The sequence below is a fragment of the Saccharothrix coeruleofusca genome (assembly GCF_014648515.1).
GTDB lineage: Bacteria > Actinomycetota > Actinomycetes > Mycobacteriales > Pseudonocardiaceae > Actinosynnema > Actinosynnema coeruleofuscum.
This window is the reverse complement of the sequence record NZ_BMRG01000023.1, coordinates 57,881-75,217: the sequence shown is the minus strand read 5'-3', so window position 1 is coordinate 75,217 and position 17,337 is coordinate 57,881. Positions and strand designations below refer to the sequence as shown.

General features: G+C 72.6%; 18 protein-coding genes. 10 read left to right on the top strand and 8 right to left on the bottom strand.

The window, feature by feature from the left end:
• The first annotated feature begins 49 nt into the window (after positions 1-49).
• A complete protein-coding gene (locus IEZ00_RS32915) occupies positions 50-2,155 on the top strand; it encodes a putative bifunctional diguanylate cyclase/phosphodiesterase (protein WP_189227282.1) in 2,106 nt (701 codons plus the stop codon).
• A 9-nt stretch (positions 2,156-2,164) separates the two neighbouring features.
• Here IEZ00_RS32915 and IEZ00_RS32910 read toward each other — a convergent pair whose 3' ends face one another.
• A complete protein-coding gene (locus tag IEZ00_RS32910; RefSeq protein ID WP_189227281.1) occupies positions 2,165-2,617 on the bottom strand; it encodes an ATP-binding protein in 453 nt (150 codons plus the stop codon).
• Positions 2,618-2,706: 89 nt separating this feature from the next.
• Here IEZ00_RS32910 and IEZ00_RS32905 point away from each other — a divergent pair, with 89 nt between their 5' ends.
• A complete protein-coding gene (locus tag IEZ00_RS32905; RefSeq protein WP_189227280.1) occupies positions 2,707-3,585 on the top strand; it encodes a fructosamine kinase family protein in 879 nt (292 codons plus the stop codon).
• A 34-nt stretch (positions 3,586-3,619) separates the two neighbouring features.
• Here the strand turns inward: IEZ00_RS32905 and IEZ00_RS32900 are convergent, their stop codons facing one another.
• Together IEZ00_RS32900 and IEZ00_RS32895 are read right to left on the bottom strand one after the other, a co-directional pair.
• Complete coding sequence (locus tag IEZ00_RS32900; protein WP_189227279.1) at positions 3,620-4,795, bottom strand: metallophosphoesterase; 1,176 nt, start codon at positions 4,793-4,795, stop codon at positions 3,620-3,622.
• Positions 4,796-4,864: 69 nt separating this feature from the next.
• Entirely contained in the window at positions 4,865-5,545 is a 681-nt protein-coding gene (locus tag IEZ00_RS32895; RefSeq protein ID WP_189227278.1) for a TetR/AcrR family transcriptional regulator, read from the bottom strand.
• Between the two features lie 500 nt (positions 5,546-6,045).
• On the opposite strand from IEZ00_RS32895, the gene IEZ00_RS32890 reads away from it, so the two are divergent.
• Entirely contained in the window at positions 6,046-6,369 is a 324-nt protein-coding gene (locus tag IEZ00_RS32890) for a PadR family transcriptional regulator (RefSeq protein WP_189227277.1), read from the top strand.
• A complete protein-coding gene (locus IEZ00_RS32885; protein ID WP_189227276.1) occupies positions 6,366-7,493 on the top strand; it encodes an HAAS signaling domain-containing protein in 1,128 nt (375 codons plus the stop codon). Before IEZ00_RS32890 ends, IEZ00_RS32885 begins: the two co-directional genes overlap by 4 nt.
• 5 nt (positions 7,494-7,498) lie before the next feature.
• Here the strand turns inward: IEZ00_RS32885 and IEZ00_RS32880 are convergent, their stop codons facing one another.
• Both IEZ00_RS32880 and IEZ00_RS32875 read right to left on the bottom strand, forming a co-directional pair.
• Positions 7,499-9,253, bottom strand: coding sequence for a sensor histidine kinase (locus IEZ00_RS32880; RefSeq protein WP_189227275.1), 1,755 nt, complete (start codon positions 9,251-9,253; stop codon positions 7,499-7,501).
• Positions 9,250-9,915 (bottom strand): response regulator, encoded by a 666-nt coding sequence (locus tag IEZ00_RS32875; RefSeq protein ID WP_189227274.1) that lies wholly within the window; start codon positions 9,913-9,915, stop codon positions 9,250-9,252. Before IEZ00_RS32875 ends, IEZ00_RS32880 begins: the two co-directional genes overlap by 4 nt.
• An 80-nt stretch (positions 9,916-9,995) precedes the next feature.
• Between IEZ00_RS32875 and IEZ00_RS32870 the strand changes: the two genes are divergently transcribed.
• The gene (locus IEZ00_RS32870) at positions 9,996-10,826 is read left to right on the top strand and encodes a DUF3152 domain-containing protein (protein ID WP_189227273.1); all 831 of its coding nucleotides are present in this window, start codon (positions 9,996-9,998) and stop codon (positions 10,824-10,826) included.
• Positions 10,827-10,835: 9 nt separating this feature from the next.
• Here the strand turns inward: IEZ00_RS32870 and IEZ00_RS32865 are convergent, their stop codons facing one another.
• The 3 genes from IEZ00_RS32865 to IEZ00_RS32855 are packed head-to-tail and all read right to left on the bottom strand — an operon-like array spanning position 10,836 to position 13,167.
• Entirely contained in the window at positions 10,836-11,162 is a 327-nt protein-coding gene (locus IEZ00_RS32865; protein ID WP_189227272.1) for an STAS domain-containing protein, read from the bottom strand.
• Positions 11,159-12,388 carry a SpoIIE family protein phosphatase gene (locus IEZ00_RS32860; protein WP_189227271.1) on the bottom strand — a complete coding sequence of 410 codons (1,230 nt, stop codon included), beginning with the start codon at positions 12,386-12,388 and terminating at the stop codon, positions 11,159-11,161. Before IEZ00_RS32860 ends, IEZ00_RS32865 begins: the two co-directional genes overlap by 4 nt.
• Complete coding sequence (locus tag IEZ00_RS32855) at positions 12,388-13,167, bottom strand: alpha/beta fold hydrolase (RefSeq protein ID WP_276530117.1); 780 nt, start codon at positions 13,165-13,167, stop codon at positions 12,388-12,390. The genes IEZ00_RS32860 and IEZ00_RS32855 overlap by 1 nt, the downstream gene beginning before the upstream one ends.
• A 127-nt stretch (positions 13,168-13,294) precedes the next feature.
• Here IEZ00_RS32855 and IEZ00_RS32850 point away from each other — a divergent pair, with 127 nt between their 5' ends.
• From IEZ00_RS32850 to IEZ00_RS32830, 5 genes are all read left to right on the top strand, one after another.
• The gene (locus IEZ00_RS32850) at positions 13,295-13,675 is read left to right on the top strand and encodes an ATP-binding protein (RefSeq protein WP_189227269.1); all 381 of its coding nucleotides are present in this window, start codon (positions 13,295-13,297) and stop codon (positions 13,673-13,675) included.
• A gap of 108 nt (positions 13,676-13,783) precedes the next feature.
• Positions 13,784-15,115, top strand: a complete 1,332-nt coding sequence (locus IEZ00_RS32845) for an extracellular solute-binding protein (RefSeq protein ID WP_189227268.1) — start codon at positions 13,784-13,786, stop codon at positions 15,113-15,115.
• Between the two features lie 4 nt (positions 15,116-15,119).
• A complete protein-coding gene (locus IEZ00_RS32840; protein ID WP_189227267.1) occupies positions 15,120-16,025 on the top strand; it encodes a carbohydrate ABC transporter permease in 906 nt (301 codons plus the stop codon).
• Positions 16,022-16,837 (top strand): carbohydrate ABC transporter permease, encoded by an 816-nt coding sequence (locus IEZ00_RS32835; RefSeq protein WP_189227266.1) that lies wholly within the window; start codon positions 16,022-16,024, stop codon positions 16,835-16,837. The genes IEZ00_RS32840 and IEZ00_RS32835 overlap by 4 nt, the downstream gene beginning before the upstream one ends.
• 46 nt (positions 16,838-16,883) lie before the next feature.
• A complete protein-coding gene (locus tag IEZ00_RS32830) occupies positions 16,884-17,312 on the top strand; it encodes a hypothetical protein (RefSeq protein WP_189227265.1) in 429 nt (142 codons plus the stop codon).
• Positions 17,313-17,337: the final 25 nt, after the last annotated feature.

Sequence of the window (17,337 nt, the reverse complement as noted above, 5' to 3'; positions counted from 1 at the left end):
CAACTTCGACCCGGCAGCGCGGGATGCCGTGGTGGGGGAGACGGAACACGTGACGACTTCAGTGGGTGACCGCGGGTTGCGGCGCATCCGAACACTGGTCGACGTCGTGGCGTGGGTCGGCGGCGTGGGCTTGGCGACCACCCTCGTGCTGGAGGCCGACCACCCGGCGCGGTTCGCCGTCGTGGCCCTGGTCGCGGTGGTGCTGGGGTCGTGGTGGCTCAAGCCGCGCGGCGACAGCCGGTGGGTCGCCGCGCTGGAGGGCGTCATCGCCGCCTCCGCCCTGCTCCTGCTGCCCGCCCCGCAAGTGGTCATCGGCTTCCTGTTCGGCGTCACCACCAAGCGCGCGCTGCGCGGCGAGCGGCTGGTCGTGGAGGCGGCCTTCGCGCTGGTGGGCTACCTGGCAGGCGTGATCGCCTCGCTGGTGCTGGGCACCGGGGCGGCCCCCCACGACACGCTGCCGACGATGCTGCTGCCGCTGGCGGGCCTGGTGCTGGAATCCGCCGCGCTGCACCAGGTGGTGCGGGTGGCCCGCCGCGCCGAGCTGGCGCACCTGCGCGCCGAGGACGCGCGCGCCACGACCGCCGCCGTGCTGCACTCCAGCCCGGTCGGCCTGGTCCTCGTCGACGGCGACGGCACGCCGGGACTGCACAACGAACGGGCCAGGGACCTGCTCGGCTGGGACGGCGTGGCGGCCCCCGCGGTGCCGTGCCCGCACGGGCCCAACATCGCGGCCTGCGACCGGGGATGCCGCGACCAGCCGGTGGAGGTGCGGCTGCCCGGCGTCGAGCGCGTGGTGGCGCTGCACCCGGCGCGCGTGGAGCAGGCGATGGGACCGGACCGCACCCTGATCGCGGCGGTGGACATCAGCGTGCGCAGACGGCTGGAGGACCAGCTGCGCCACCGCACCGAGCGCGATGAGCTGACCGGCCTGGTCGGCCGCGCCCACCTGCTGCACCTGCTCGACCGAGCGCTGGCCGACGGCGACGCGGGCCTGCTGGTGCTCGACCTCGACCAGTTCAAGGAGGTCAACGACACCGAGGGGCACCACGCGGGCGACCGGTACCTGGTCGCGGCGGCGCACCGCATCCGCGACGCGGTCGAACCGGGCGCGGTGGCCGCGCGGCTGGGCGGCGACGAGTTCGCCGTGCTGGTGCCCGGCGGCACCGAGCGGGAGTGCCTGCGGCTGGCCGCGGCGGCGCTGGCGGCGCTGCGCGAGCCGTGGTCGGATCTGGGCTACGACCTGGTGATGCGGGCCAGCATCGGCGTCGCGGTGTCCGCGCCCGACACCGCCACTGACGAGCTGCTGCACGACGCGGACACCGCGATGTACGTGGCCAAGCGGGAAGGCGGCGGCCGGGCGCGGCTGTTCCGCCGGGAGATGGCCGAGGAGCTGCTGGCCCGCCAGCGCGACAAGCGCGACCTGCGCGCCGCGATCGGCACCGAGCAGCTGGTGCTGCACTACCAGCCCATCGTGGACCTGACCAGCTCGGCGGTGTCCGGCGCGGAGGCGCTGGTGCGCTGGCAGCGGCCGGGACGCGGACTGCTGCCGCCGCAGGAGTTCATCGGCCTGGCCGAGGAGACCGGCCTGATCGTGCCGCTGGGCGCGCAGGTGCTGACCGCGGCGTGCGCGCAGGCGGTGCGCTGGCGCGGGGAGGGCCGCTCGCTGGACGTTACGGTCAACGTGTCCACCCGGCAGCTGTCCGCGCCCGGCTTCCTGCCCTCGCTGGGCCGTGCCCTGGAGGCCACCGCTCTGCCGCCGGACGGGCTGACCATCGAGGTGACCGAGTCGGTGTGGGCCGACGAGGCGGCGATGCGGGCGCTGATGGCGGTGCGCGAAACCGGGGTGCGGGTGGCGCTGGACGACTTCGGCACCGGTTATTCGTCGCTGAGCTACCTGCACCGCTACCCGTTCGACGTGGTCAAGATCGACAAGTCGTTCACCAGGGCGCTGGGCGACACCGGCCGCACCGCGGGCGTGGTGCGCTGCATCATCGACCTGGCCGAGGTGCTGGGTGCGGTCACCGTGGCCGAGGGCATCGAGACGCGGGAGCAGGCGGACTGGCTGCGCCGCGCGGGCTGCGGCTACGCGCAGGGCTTCCTGTTCGGCCGACCGGAACCGGCCAAGGGGTGGGACTCGCTGCCGTCGCGCAACTGAGCGAGCGCTTCACAGCGGTGTGGTGGTGAAGTCCCCGGCGCCGTCGAAGCGCACCTCGTGCAGTTCGTCGAAACCCTCGTCGAAGGTGGGCGGGCGCAGGCGCTTCAGCGTGGCGAACAAACCCACTTCGGGCACCCGCGCCCGACCCGGCCTGGCGGCGTTGCGCCGCAGCGACCCCGCCGGGTCCGGCGGGAACCAGTAGCCGACCACCGGCACGGCGGCAGCCCGGCCGAGCGCGACCAACCCCGCCCGCTCCTCGGGAGAAGCGTTGGTGTTGTCCACCGCGACCGACCGGCCCGCCGCCAACCCCTCCGCCACCGCGCGCCGCTGCCGGGCCTCGCGGTGCCTGGCGCGCGGCCAGAGGTCCTTGCTCACGTGCAGGTGGGTGGCGGCCAGGTGGCGGGTGTAGAAGGTGGTCTTCCCCGACGCCTGCAAGCCCACCAGGATCACCAGTCTCGTCATCGCCCTTTCCGCATCGCCCTCTCCGCTCCGTGAACGCGCCTGCCACCCCCTCTGGCACCGGGCCGCTCCCGCCTGCGAACCTGGTGCTCATGATCCTCCCGGAGCCCAAGGAGCGCCGAGCACGCGAAGCGCTGGCAGCGTTGGGACTGGACGACCACGTGACCGGCCTGGAACTGCTGACGGGCGGCGTGGTGAACACCGTCTGGATGGTTCACCGCGCGAATGCCGACGACCTGGTGCTCAAGACCACTGACGACACCCCCGAGGACCTGTACGAGGTCGAGGCCGAAGGGTTGGACGCGCTCCGCGATCACGGTCTGCGCACCCCGCGCGTGCTCGGCGTCGGAGGGGGAGGGCTGGCGCTGGAGGCGCTGACCCCGCGAGTGCCCGCCGAACCGGAGTTCTGGGAACACGCCGGCCGCGCGGTGGCCGCCCTGCACGGTGTGCACGGCGACAGGTTCGGCTGGCCGCACGACGGCTGGCTGGGCGTGCTGCCGCAACGCAACCACTGGCACGACGACGGCCACGTGTTCTTCGCGGAGCAGCGGTTGCTGCGCTACGTCGGTGAACCCAAAGCCGAAGCCGTGCTGACCAGTCGTGATCGTGCCGCCCTGGAGCGGCTGTGCGTCCGACTCCCCGACATCGTGCCCACCGCGCCACCCGTGCTGACCCACGGCGACCTGTGGCACAACAACGTGGTGGCCGCGCCGGACGGCGAACCGGTGTTCATCGATCCCGCCGTGTCGTGGATGTGGGCCGAGGTCGACCTGAGCATGATGTTCTGCGCCGACAAGTCGCCCGCCAGGTTCTTCGACGCCTACCGGGAAGTGCGACCGCTGGACTCCCGATGGCGCGAGCGGATGCCGGTGCTGTTCCTGCGCGAGGTGCTCAGCACCCTGGCCCACGAAGGCAGCCGGTGGTCCCTGGACTACCTCCGCACGGTGCTGCGCCCCTTCATGACGAGTTGACCCCTCCTCCCCGCTCTCCACGCGGTCACGGCGATCACCGCGGCGCCCGCAGGGTCAACAAGGAGATCTCACTCGGCGCGAACACCCGCAGCGGTGGCCCCCAGAAGCCCGCGCCGCGACTGGTCCAGAGCTGAGTGCGTTCCCCGTGCCCGCTCAGCCCCGACAGCACCGGCTGCTGCAGCCTCACCAGGTGGTGGAACGGCCAGATCTGCCCGCCGTGGGTGTGTCCGGACAGTTGCAGGTCCACCCCGGCCGCGGCGGCTTTGCCGACCTCGCTGGGCTGGTGGGCCAGCAGCACCACCGGATCGTCCGGACGGGTGCCCGCCAGGGCGGCGCCGAGGTCGTCCCCGTGGCCGGGCTCGCCGGAGGCGGAACCGGTGACGTCGTCGACACCCGCGAAGACCAACCGCGCTCCGCCCCGCTCCAGGACGCGGTGCTGGTTGTGCAGGCTGGTCCAGCCCAGCTCCGCCATGTGCTCCAGCCACGCCTGCGCGTTGGACAGGTACTCGTGGTTGCCCGAGACGTAGAACCGCGCGCTGGCGCGGACCTCGCCCAGCGCGGCCGCTTGGCCCCGGCGCTGGGCCACCGTGCCGTCGGCGATGTCACCGACGTGGACCACCACGTCCGGCTCCGCCGCGTTCACCGCCGCCACCATGGCGCGGGACCACCGGGTGCGGTCGATCGCGCCGTAGTGGGTGTCGGCGAGGACCGCGATGGTGAGGCCGTCGAACGCCCTGTCGAGGCGGGGGAGCACGATCTCGGCACGCCTGACCCTGGGCACCCGGCGCGCCTCGACCGAGCCGTGCGCCACCAGGACCACGACGACCACCGCCAGCAGCACCGAGACCGCCCGCGCCCGCAGCGGGTTGTCGACCCCGGCCACCAGCAGTACCAGGCGCACCACGTCGGTGATCAGCGTCCAGGCGAACGCCACCCAGCTCACGCCCAGCATCAGGTGGGCGATGCGGGCCGCCCGGTCGGAGCGCCGCCGCCCGTGGGCGCGGACCAGCAGGACGGGGAACGCCACGTACGCCGTGCCGAACAGCAGCAGACTGGTGACCGTCACCGGCCACGGCCACTGGGCCGACGGCGGGAACAGGCCGAACCAGGGCACCCAGAACAGCAGCGTCGCCACGGTGACCAGCACCGCGACGAAGGCCAAGCGACGCCGCGGTGCCGAGCGCGGAGGACTTGACGTGGTGCTCGACATCGCAACTCCTCGGTAAGGAACCGGTGGTCTGCTCGACCCTATCTCAACGGACCGGTGGTCTTTTGGTGGTTAACCCGATCGAGCGGTGAGGCCGATCAGTTGGTTGACCAGGCTCTCGGTCAACGCGGCGGGAAAGGTCTGCTCGGCGGGGGGCAGGCCCAGTTCGGCGGTCACCCGCGCCACCGCGTCGGTGGGGTGCGCGTGCGGCCACAGCCCGGCGGTGATCACCAGCACGGCCTCCGCGAAGTGCGTCGCCGCGTCGGCGCCGAGGTGGGGGAGCTCGGCGCGCACCAAGCGGGCGAGCCGGTGCGTGTTCGTGGTGGAGTGGGCCTTGAACACGCGGGCGAAGTCCACGCTGATGTTGCGCTCCAGCACGGAGGCCATCGCGCTGAACAGTTCGCACAGCAGCGGGTGGCGCAGCACGGAGTGGGCCACCGCGGTCGCCACGGCGATGGCGCGGCCGTAGGGCACGGGCTCGGCCACCGCTTCGCGCAAGCGCGGTTCCAACTCGTCCAGCCATGCGCTCCACCTGCGGTTCAGCACCTCCAGGAAGATCGCCTCCCGGCTGTCGAAGTAGCGCAGCACGTTGGACTTGGCCAGTCCCACCCGGTCGCTGAGCTCGCGCAGGCTGATGTCGGCGATCAGCCGCTCGGCGAGCATCGCCTCCGCCGTGCTCAGGATGGCCGCTCGTCGCGCTTCGACCTGCTCGGGGCGCCGGGCCCGCTGGAACTCGCCGCTGGTCGCCTTCATTCGTTCAGGTTATCAACACCGGTGCGAGTGGATAAGGAACCGTCGGGCTGTTAGCTTGATGGTCACTGGTCCTGAAGGGAGCCGGGATGAACGCACTGTCGATCACCGATCGCGGGGCTCTCGCAGTGGTGACGCCCGCTCTCGCGCCCCTCGGTCCGCCGGTCGGGGAGGGGAGGGGTGATGGGGCCGCTGTTCGAGTTCGCCGATATGAGGACGGGGCGGCGCCGATGAGCTGCGCGTCCACGTCGCCGAGCGGCATTCGCTGGCGGAGACCGCGCTGGTTCACGAACGGGGTGAGGCCGGTGCGCTCACCGGCAAGACCGTCGTGGTTCCGGAGAGCTGAACGCTCGCGCGTGAGACAGCGGGGCGGCGATCTTGCTCGATGTGGTGATCTGGGGCAGTAGCTCCCGTGACGGACTGTTACAGAAAGGTGGTGTACCGGTGTCGGTAGTACTGCGCTTCCCGTAGTAGTGTTCACAGCACACAACCGGGAGAGGTCAATGGACACCAGTCAACTGCTGAAGGGAGTGCTGGACCTGGCCGTCCTTGCGGTGCTGCGCAAGGAGGACGGGTACGGCTATGACGTGCTGCGCCGACTCCGCCAAGGCGGTCTGGACGGCGTCGGCGACGCGTCGGTCTACGGGACGTTGCGCAGGCTCTACAACGCCGGGCTGCTGACGTCCTACGTCGTTCCCAGCGAAGAGGGGCCGCACCGCAAGTACTACAGCCTCAACGAGCCGGGGCGGGCCCGGCTGATCGAGTCGGGCAACACGTGGAAGTCGTTCGCGCGGACGCTGGACGACCTGTTGGGGGAAGTCGCATGAACACGCAGACCAACACCGAGGTGCAGCGCTACCTGGACCGGATGCGCGCTGCCCTGTCCGACCTGCCCGCCGTCGAGGTGGGCGAGATCATGGACGACGCCGGGTCGCACGTGGTCGAGGTCGCTGAGGAGCTGGGCGACGAGTTCTCCGCCGAGGCGCTGGCCGCCCGCCTCGGCTCCCCCGAGGCTTACGCGCGGGAACTCCGCGCGGCCGCCGGGTACCCGCCCGCAGCCGCGCCCGCGTCGACGGGCGGCGGGGGCGCGGCGCTGGCCAGGTTCTGCTTCTACGCCCTGGTGGCCGGTGTGGCCGCCGCTTTCGCCTTCGCCGCGAGCGGCGGCGAGCACGAACAGGTCACCTTCCTGGTCGCGGTGTGCGGACTGATCGCGGTGGCCCTGCTGTTCGGGCGGGCGGGGCTGGTGCGGGAAGTCGGCAACCTCCCGGAGGCCTCGTTCGCCCGCGACGCGATCGCCCAGGCGGAGCGGTCCGAAGCGGCCAGGGTGCTGGCCTACCTGCGCACCCTGCAGCCGGGGTGGTGGCTGCTGCGGGCGCTGGTGATCCTGGCCGCCGGTTTCCTGCTGGGCATCTCGGAGTTCCTGGTCCTGGCGCTGCCGCTGACCGCGCTGGCCCTGCTGTCGGGGCCGAGGGCCAAGCGGGACCGGCGCTGGCTGTGGATCAGCCTGCCCATCGGGGCGTTCGCGCTGGGCCTGTTCCTGACCCTGTTCGACGCGGTGTTCACCCACACTTATTACCGGGCGTCGGTCCCGCAGGCGACGTACAGCGCCACGCCGGACTACCCGGACAACATCTACGTGTTCGACAAGAACGGCAAGGCGCTCACCGACGTCTACCTCTACGACGAGGACGGGCAACCGCTGGAGTCGCCGTGGTACGGCTGCGCCTCCGGCGTCCCCCGCGCCGACAACCAGTACCCCAAGCCGCAGGTGGAGCGCGATGGGCACGGTTGCCGGGAGGTGGACGGCGTGCCGTTCGCCGTGGTGATCCCGACGCCGACGACGTCGGCCCCGCCGACCACGACCGGCCCGGTGCCGCCATCCTCCCCGCTGCCTCCCTCGTCGGAGTCCGCGCCGCCTGCCACGACCGGCTCGGTGACGACCACCGGGTGATTCAGTCACACCACTGGCAGTCGCGGCAGCACGAGGCGGAAGGTGGTCCCGGCACCGGGGGTGCTGGTCACCGATACCTCGCCGCCGTGCATCTCCACCAGCTGGCGGGTGATCGCCAGGCCCAGGCCGCTGCCGCCGGTGGTGCGGCTGCGGGACTTGTCCGCGCGCCAGAACCGGTCGAACACCCTCGGCAGGTCCTCGGCGTGGATGCCGACACCGGTGTCGACGACCTCCACCACCACCGACTCGCCTTCGGCGCGGCCGGTGACGGTGATCGTGCCGCCTGCGGGGGTGTAGCGGACGGCATTGGTCACGAGGTTGCCCAGGGCTTGGCGCAGCCGCACCGGGTCCGCGTGCAGGAACAGCCCGGACCGGCTCTCCGCGCGCAGCGCCACGCCCTGGACTTCGGCTTCGGCCCGGTGCGCGGCGACCGCCTGGGCGATCACCTCGTCCGCGTCCACCGCCTCGCGGTGCAGGCGCAGCGTCCCGGCGTCGGCTCGGGCGAGGTCCTGGAGGTCGGTCACGAGGTGCTGCAGCAGCAGGGCCTCCTCCAACAGCATCGAGATCAGCTCCGGGTCCGGGGTGGCCAGACCGTCCTGGGTCGCCTCCAACCAGCCGGTGACGTTGCCCAGCGGGGTGCGCAACTCGTGCGCCACGTCGCTGATCAGCGCCCGGCGCTGGCGCTCGGTCTCGGCCAGCGCGGCCGACATGGTGTTGAACGCCCGCGCCAGCTCGCCGAGTTCGCCCTTGGCCTCCTCGACGCGGACGGTGCGGTCGCCCGCGCCCATCCGCTGCGCCGCCGAGGTCAGCGCGCGGATCGGCCGCGCCAGCTGCATCGCGGTCAGCCACGCCGCGAACCCGGCCACCGCCAGGATCGCCGCCCCGGTCAGCGCGATGCGCGTGACGCCTGCCGTGGACAGGTCCACCGTGGCGGGTTCCGCCCCGGTCGGCGCGGTGAGGAACAGCAGTGCGGGCTGTGCCACGTAGGGGATGAGCTGCTCCCGGCGCGCGGTGGTGAGGCACTGCGCGGTTTCCGGGGGCAGGCGGGCCGCGCTCCGGTACACGTCCACCGTGAGCCGCGGCCACTGCGGGTCGAAGGCGAAGGACTTGCCGGAGCGCTCGGCGCAGGCGGCGGCCCTGTTCAGCAAGTCGGTGTTCGCGGCGACCTCGGTCGGCACGGGCAGGTCCAGGTCCTTCTCGACCGTGCACGGCGGGCCGGGAGCGGCGGAGGTCGGCCATTCCAGGTGGGGTCTGCCGGACGCCCTGGTGGAGATCCGCGCGCCGGTGCACTCGGCCAGGGCGCGGGCCTTGCGCTGGAGGTCGGCGCTCTCCCGCTCGGTCAGCTTCAGCGGGCCGACGGCGCGCGGGTCGATCTCGTCGGTCCCGCCCGCCTTGAGCGCCGGGTCGACGTTCAGCGGGTCGACCACGACCTTGGGGGTGACCGGCAGCGGCGGGGCACCGGGGCCACCTGAGTCGGCGATGGGTTCGCGGTCCTTGGTGGTCAGCGCGATCCGGCGGCCGTGCCGGGCGGCCAGGGCCCGCACGGTGGGGCCGACCTCGGACCAGTCCGGGTGCGTCGCGGCGTAGCCCAGCAACTCGTCGTAGAGGGTCGCGTCGGTGGCCAGCGCCTCGCCCTGCTCCTGCCTGATGCTGCCGGTGGTGGCCTGGGTGGCCAGCCAGGCGGTGACCGCGATCGAGCAGGCGGCGATCAGCGCCGAGACCGCGAAGAACCGGACCAGCAGGCTGTGCCGCCTGCTCATACGAGCTTGTAGCCGACGCCGTACACGGTCAGCAGCCGCTCCGGGGTGCGCGGGTCGCGCTCGATCTTGCGGCGTACCTTCATGATGTGCACGTCCACCGTACGCGCGGTGATGTAGCCGTCGTAGAGCAGTTGGCCGCGGGTGAACACCCGCCCTGGTTGCGCGGCCAGCGTGGCCAGCAGCCGGAACTCCGAGGGCGTCAGCGCGACCGGCTGCCCGGCCAGGCTCACCTCGTGCCGGACCTGGTCGATCGCCAGGTCGCCGACCCGCAGCACGCCAGAGCCCGCCGAGTGGGCACGCCCGGCGCGGCGCAGGATGGTGCGCACCCGCGCGACCATCTGCCGCGGCCGGAACGGCTTGGTGATGTAGTCGTCGGCGCCCAGGTCGAACCCCAGCAGCACGTCGTCCTCCGTCGACCGCGCGGTCAGCAGCACGATCGGCACGTCGGACTCCGCGCGCAGGACCCGGCACACGTCCAGGCCGTCGACGGCGGGCATCATCACGTCGAGCACCAGCAGGTCGGGGTTGTGCCTGCGCGTCTGGTCGATCGCCGCACGTCCGTCGTGGACCACCAGCACCGAGTGCCCGTCGTGCTCGAGGTAGCGGCGAACCAGTTCGGCCTGGTTGTGGTTGTCCTCCGCCACGATGATGTGGGCGCACACGCCAGCGAGTATGCCCTGCGTTCATCGGAGTCGAGCAGGTCGCAAACAGGTTCTTCACGATTTCCGGCGATCTTGGGGACATGAGGACGCGCTTGGGGCTGATCGCCTGCCTGGTCACGGTGCTCGTGCTGAGCTCGTGGCAGGTCGTGGGCACGCGATCGGCCGTGCGGGACGCCATCCCCTCGCCATCGGCCACGAGCACGGTCCCGGCGACCACGACCACGAGCGCCATCACGACCACAACCACGACCGCGATCACGACCACGACCACGACCACCAAGCGCGTCTACGCGTCGTCCGCGGAACTGCCCGACGGCGGTCCGATCCCGGAGCAGGGCGCCGGGACGTGGCACGTGGTTCCGGGCACCTCGGCGCCCGTCGGCAGCGGCACGCTCCACACCTACGTCGTGGAGGTCGAGGACGGCGTGCGGGTCGACGAGCAGGCGTTCGGCCAGTTCGTGCAGGACACGCTGGCCGACCCGCGCGGCTGGACCGCGCGCGGCGGCGTCGCGCTGCGGCGGGTGGACAGCGGCCCGGCGAGCATGCGGGTGCGGCTGACCTCCATGCGGACCGCCCGAGCCCTCTGCGGCTACGAGATCCCCGTGGACGTGTCGTGCCGCAACGGGGGACGGATCGACCTCAGCGCGGCCCGCTGGGTGCGCGGCGCGGTCGCCTTCGACGGCGACCTGGTGAACTACCGGCGCTACGTGATCAACCACGAGGTCGGCCACGCGCTCGGGCAGGGCCACCAGCCGTGCGCGGTCCACGGTGGACTCGCGCCGGTGATGATGCAGCAGACGTTCAGCACGTCCAACGACGAGATCGTCAGGATCACCGCGGGGGTGCCGCAGGGCGCGGTGATCCCGGCGGACGGCAAGGTGTGCGCGCCCAACCCCTGGCCGTTCCCCTGACCGGCCCGGTCAGGCGTCCTGCGGGTGGCGGGCGAGCAGCACCCGGTCCAGTCCGGTCACCCGCAGCATCCGGGACACCGGCGGGGGCGGGGCGGTCAGCTCGAACCCGGTGCCCGCCGCCAGCGCCCGCTCGCGCGCGACGATGAAGGTGGTCAGGCCGCTGGAGTCGCACAGCGCCAACCCGGACAGGTCGATCACCAGTCGGTGCCCCGCGGCCTGCGGCAACCGCGCCAGCGTCCGCTCCAGCTCGGGAGCGGTCTCGTGGTCCAGTTCGCCGGTCAGCACGACGCGGTGCGTCGTGCCCTCGGCCGCCGTGGTGATGCGCAGTCCGCTCATCGCGCCTCCGGGGGACGCGGGCCCAACGCCAGGATGGCGGTGTCGTCGGAGGGCTCGTCCGCCCAGGCCGTCAGCACCTCGGCCAGGGAGTCCACCACCGCTCGGGCGCCGGTGCCCGCGAAGCCCGCGGCCAGGGCGGGCAGCCGCTCCTCGTCCTCGCCGAGCATCAGGCCGTCGGCCCGGCGGGCCTCGGTGAGACCGTCGGTGTACAGCACCAGCACGTCGCCGGGGGTGAGGCGCGCGCTGGTGGCGACGAAGTGGGCGTCGGGCAGCGCGCCCACGAGCTGTCCGCCCGGTGTGGTCAGCACGTCGACCTCGCCGTCCGCGCGGATCACCAGCGGTGGTGGGTGGCCGCCACTGGCCAGCGACACCGCGAAGTCGTCGCCGTCGGGCTGGAGCAGCCCGAACACGACGGTGCAGAACCGCGGTGCGCCGGGGTCGTGCCGCTGGCGCAGCACGCTGTTCAGGGTGGACAGCACCGCCACCGGGTCGGTGTCGTGCACGGCGGCGGCGCGCAGCGTGTAGCGCGTCAACGAGGTCAGGACCGCGGCCTGCGGTCCCTTGCCGCACACGTCGCCCAGGAAGAAGCCCCAGCGGTCGGCGTCCAGCGGGAACACGTCGTAGAAGTCGCCGCCGACCTGGTCGCTGGACGCGGCGTGGTAGTGGGCCGCGATCTCCAGCCCCAGCACCTCGGGCAGCTCGGCGGGCAGCAGCGTGCGTTGGAGGGTGCTGGTCAGCCGCTGCAGGCGTTCCCGCTCCCGCTCGGCTTCCCGGCGGGCGCGCAGCAGTTCCCGCTCGTAGGCGCGGCGCTCCCGCGCGTCGAAGACGGTGATGCGCACCAGCAGCGGGTCACCGTCCTGGTTCTTCTTCACCGTGGCGGTGACCAGCACGGGCAGCCGGTGGCCGTCCGCGGTCACCAGGTCCAGCGCCAGCTCCCGCGCCTCGCCGTGCATCCGCAGCATCGGCGCGTAGTGCGTCTCGTGGTAGAGCTTGCCGCCGACGCTGAGCAGGTCGGCGAAGCTCCTGCGCCCGACCAGGTCCTCCCGCCGGTACCCCAGCCACGTCAGCAGGGTGGCGTTGACCTTGGCGATCTCGCCGTCGAGCAGCGTGGACAGGTAGCCGCAGGGGGCGTTGTCGTAGAGGTCCTCCATGCTGTCCTCCAGCAGTGCGGAGAACGAGGCTTCGCGGTCTTCGGGCTCCTCGACCTGGTGCCCGGCGACGCTCATCACGATGACGACCTGCGGCGCAGGAACTCGGCGATGGCCGCGGTGGTCTGCTCGGGCGCGCTCAGGTGCGGGCAGTGCCCGGTGGCGTCGAGGAGCACCAGCTCGCTGCCCCTGAGCCTGCGGTGCACGAACTCGCCCACCGCCGGGGCGGCGATGATGTCCTCCCGGCACTGCAGGACCAGCGAGGGCACGGTCACCGCGGCCAGGTCGTCGCGGTTGTCCGACAGGAAGGTCACCCGCGCGAAGTGCCTGGCGATGGCCGGGTCGGTGCGGCAGAAGCTCTCGGTCAGCTCCTGGCCCAGCTCGGGACGCTCCGGCACGCCCATGATCGCGGGCGCCATGGCCGCCGACCAGCCCAGGTAGTTGCTGTCCAGGGAGTCCAGCAGCTCCTCGATGTCGGCGGCGCTGAAGCCGCCCCGGTAGTCGCCGTCGTCGACGTAGCGGGGCGAGGGGCCGACCAGGACCAGCCCGCCGAAGCGGGACGGGTCGGCCACCGAGGCCAGCACGCCGATCATGGCGCTGACCGAGTGCCCGACGAACACCGCGTCGCGCAGGTCCAGCTCCGCCATGATCTCCAGCACGTCGGCGGCGTAGCCCTCCAGCGAGGAGTACCGCTCGGGATCCCAGGCCGACAGGTCCGACCGGCCCGCGCCGACGTGGTCGAACAGCACCACCCGGTGGTCGGCGGCGAAGGCGGGCGCCACGAGCCGCCACATGTTCTGGTCGCACCCGAACCCGTGGGAGAAGACCAGGGGGCGGCCGCCTTCCGGACCGGTCACCGTCACATGGTTCCTGCTCCACACGTCCATGGTGGGAAGTATCCCACCACGGTGGCGGCGCACCCGCTCGGGCGGTTTGGACCCGCCCGAGCGGAGGTACACCGGGCGGCGAGGAAAGGTGGAGCACATGGCAGTTGCCTGCGACGACCGCGTCGACCTGGCGCTGAGGTCGGTCCTGCCGCTGGCGCAGTTGCGCCGCCGGATCACCACGGCGCTGGCGGATGTCGAGGACGAGCGGTTGACCGACGTGCTGCTGGTGGGCAACGAGCTGGTCAACAACGCCTACGAGCACGCGGCCTCGCCGCGGCCGGTCCGGCTGGCGCGGCTGGCCGACCGGGTGCGCATCGAGGTCGACGACGCCAGCCCCCACCGCCTGCCGGTGCTGGGCAGGCCGGGTGGGCAGCCCGTGGGCCTGGGACTGCTGGTGGTCGCGCGGCTCGCGGTGGACTGGGGTGTCGAGCAGCACGAGGACCACAAGACCGTGTGGGCCGAGGTGGGCACCGGCTGAGGGCCTCGCCCCGACCGGCGTTGAGCCGTTCGGGCGGTCTGCGCGTGCTGCTGTTCCCCACCGGGGACCGGGTCTGCGACCTTCTCCCTCCCGGCACGTGGAGGTGTCATGGGCGGACGTTGGCGGACGGCGGTCCTGGTGCCGCTGCTGCTCGCGGCGGGCTGCGGCGGGCTGGGGGCCGACCCGGCCGACGACCCCCGCGCCCTGGTGACGATGGGTTTCGGTCTGCCGGACGAGCACGCCACCGCGCGGGTCGCGGTGTTCCGGCGGGCCAATCCGGACGTCGACCTGCGCATCACCGAAGGCGCCTTCGACGAGCAGCAGTTCCTGTCCGCGGTGGCCGCGGGCGAGCCGCCCGACGTGGTCTACGCCGACCGGCGCAAGCTGGGCGGCTACGCGGCCAGGGGCGCGGTGGTCAGCCTGGCCGACTGCGTCCGCGAGCACGGCGTGGACCTGGGCCAGTTCCGCGAGGCGGCGCTGCGGCAGGTGACCTACGGGAGCGAGGTCCACGGCCTGCCGGACTTCTCCAGCGTCCGGCTGCTGATCGTCAACAACACCGCGGTGCGCGAAGCCGGTCTGGACCCGGCGGCGGTCGCCACGTCGGACTGGGCGGCGCTGGCGGGGGTGACCGACCGGCTGGCGCGGGTGGAGGGCGGGCGGCCCCGCCGCATCGGCTTCGACCCCAAGGTGCCGGAGTTCCTGCCGCTGTGGGCCAAGGCCAACGGCGTCGAGCTGGTCGGCGGCAGCGGGGTGGACGTGCGGCTGGACCACCCGAAGGTGGTCGAGGCGGTGCGCTACACCGCGGACCTGGTCGCCGCGCAGGGCGGCTGGGCGTCGTTCCGGGCCTTCCGCGACACCTTCGACCAGTTCGGCGCCGCGAACCAGTACGTCACCGGGCAGCTCGCGGCCATGGCGATGGACTCCTGGTACATCAACACGCTGGCGACCAACTCGCCCGATGTCGACGTCACCGTCGCGCCGTTCACCGACCGCTCGGGCGCGCCGCTGACCGAGTCGGGCGGCCAGGCGTGGGCGATCCCCAAGGGCGCCCGGCACCCCGAGGCGGCCTGCCGGTTCCTGGTCACCATGACCGCGACCGACACGTGGGTCACCGCGGCCACCGCCCGGCGGGACGCGCTGGCCGGGGCGGGCAGGCCCTACGGCGGCACGTTCACCGCCAACCGCGTCGCCGACCAGCGCATCTTCGACGAGGTCTTCGACCCCAGGGGCAACCGCGTGCTGGAGCGGGGGGTGCCGATGGTGCTGGCGCTGCAGGACCAGGCGTTCGCGCTGCCGCCGAGCCCGGCGGCGAGCGAGCTGGTGCGCGCCTGGGAGGGGGCGGTGAACCGGGTGCTGACCGGTGGGCAGAACGCCGAGGAGGCGATGGCGCAGGCGCAGCGGGAGGCCGAGCGGGCGCTGCGGCGCGTGGGCGGGAGGTAGCGGCGTGGCGAGCGTGAGCAGGCGCGAGTCGCGCGCCGGGTGGTTGTTCCTGCTGCCGTGGATCATCGGGTTCCTGGCCTTCACGGCGGGACCGATGCTGTTCAGCCTGTGGTTGTCGCTGACCCACTACGACATGCTCAAGCCACCGCGGTTCGTCGGGCTGGAGAACTACCGGGAGGCCGTGCGCGACGAGCGGGTGGCCACCGCGCTGTGGAACACGGCGTTCTACACCGTGCTGCACGTGCCCTCGCAGATCGTGCTGGCGCTGGCGCTGGCGAGTCTGATGCGCCGCGCCGGGCGCGCGGCGGGTTTCTTCCGCACCGTGCTGTACCTGCCGGTGATGACGCCGCCGGTGGCGCTGGCGGCGATGTTCCTGCTGCTGCTCAACGGCCAGAACGGCGCGATCAACGAGTTCCTCGGCTGGTTCGGCTTCACCGGTCCGAACTGGACCACCGACCCCGCGTGGGTCAAGCCGGGCCTGGTGCTGATGAGCCTGTGGACGGTGGGCAGCACGGCGGTGCTGTACCTGGCCGCCCTGACGCGGGTGCCCCTGGAGCGCTACGAGGCGGCGCGGCTGGACGGCGCGAGCCCGTGGCGGCAGTTCTGGCACGTCACGCTGCCCGGCATCAGCGGCACGGTGTACTTCACCGTGGTGGTGAACACCATCGCCTCGCTGCAGGTGTTCACCGAGGCGTACGCGATGTTCTTCGGCGCGCGCGACCAGCAGTCCAAGGAGGGCGACGCGGCGCTGTTCTACGTGATCCACCTGTTCCAGGAGGCGTTCGGCTCGCTGCGGATGGGCTACGCCTCGGCGTTGGCCTGGGGCTTGTTCGTGGTCATCGCCGCCGTCACCGCCGTGCAGGTGCGGCTGTCGCGCCGGTACGTGCACTACGAGGGGGAGCGGTCGTGAAGCGCGCGCTGGTGCTGCTCGGGTTGCTCCTGGTCGCGGTGGCGTTCGTCTACCCGTTCTGGTGGCTGGTGAGCGCGTCGCTGAAGGACCGGGCGCACGTGTTCGACAACGCGCTGCTGCCCGCGCCCTTCTCGCCGGGCAACTACGTCGAGGTGTGGCGGGCGGTGCCGCTGCTGACCTGGATCGGCAACAGCGTCGTGGTGGGCCTGGCCGCCGCGGTGGCGGTGACGCTGAGCAGCGCCGCGGTGGCGTTCGGGTTCGCGCTGTTCCGCTTCCGCGGTCGAGGCCCGCTGTTCGGGCTGGTGCTGGCCACCATGATGCTGCCTGCCGCGGTGACCATGGTGCCGGTCTACCTGGAGTGGCACGCGATCGGCCTGGCCACCACGCAGGTCCCGCTGTGGGCGCAGAACCTGTTCGGCTCCGCCTTCTACGTCTTCCTGCTGCGCCAGTTCTTCCTCGGGCTGCCCAGCGAGGTGTTCGACGCCGCCAAGGTCGACGGCGCGAGCCCGTGGCGGCTGTTCACCGGCATGGCGCTGCCGCTGGCCAGGCCCGGCCTGGTCGTGGTGTTCGTCTTCGAGCTGAAGAACGCCTGGACGGATTTGGTCAAGCCGCTGATCTACCTGCGCGAGGCGCAGCTGTACACGCTGCCGCGCGGGCTGAAGGCGGTGCTGGACCGCTTCGGCGAGGGCGGCGAGGCGCAGTGGGAGCTGGTGCTGGCCGCCAGCACGGTGGCCACGGTGCCGATGGTCCTGCTGTTCCTGGTCGCGCAGCGGTACTTCGTCCGGGGGACGGTGACGCAGCACGTCGAATGAGCCGCGTGGTCTACTTCGGTCCGTTCGCGGAGCGGAGGAGGTGGCGGTGCCCGAGGTGCACTGCGCGGCGGGACGGGTGCTGGTGGTCGTCGACCCGGAGGGGACGCCGGGGGAGCGGGCGGTGGCCCGGTTGGCCGAGCTCGGCTACGAGGGGGACGGGGTGCTGCACCTGTCGCGGACCGACGGCTGGGCCGAGCGGCGGCTGCGGGACGGCGTCCTGGTCGTGGACGTCCTGGTCCGCTCCGCCGCGCTGGAGTCCCTGGGGGTCGACGCGGAGGCGTTCACCGAGAGGTCCCGCGTGGACAGGCGAGCGGTGCGGCTGCTGCGCGTGCGGGGCGAGGCCGCGGAGGGCGAGCGGCTGCCGGACGCGACGACCGTGGTGGCCGTGCCGCCGGGGACGCCGGTGCGGCGGGTGCTGGCGGACCTGGACTCCGGCGTGGAGTGGCCGCTGGTCCTGGCGCCGCCCCAGCGGTGAGGCGCCGTTCTGGAACGTCATTCCG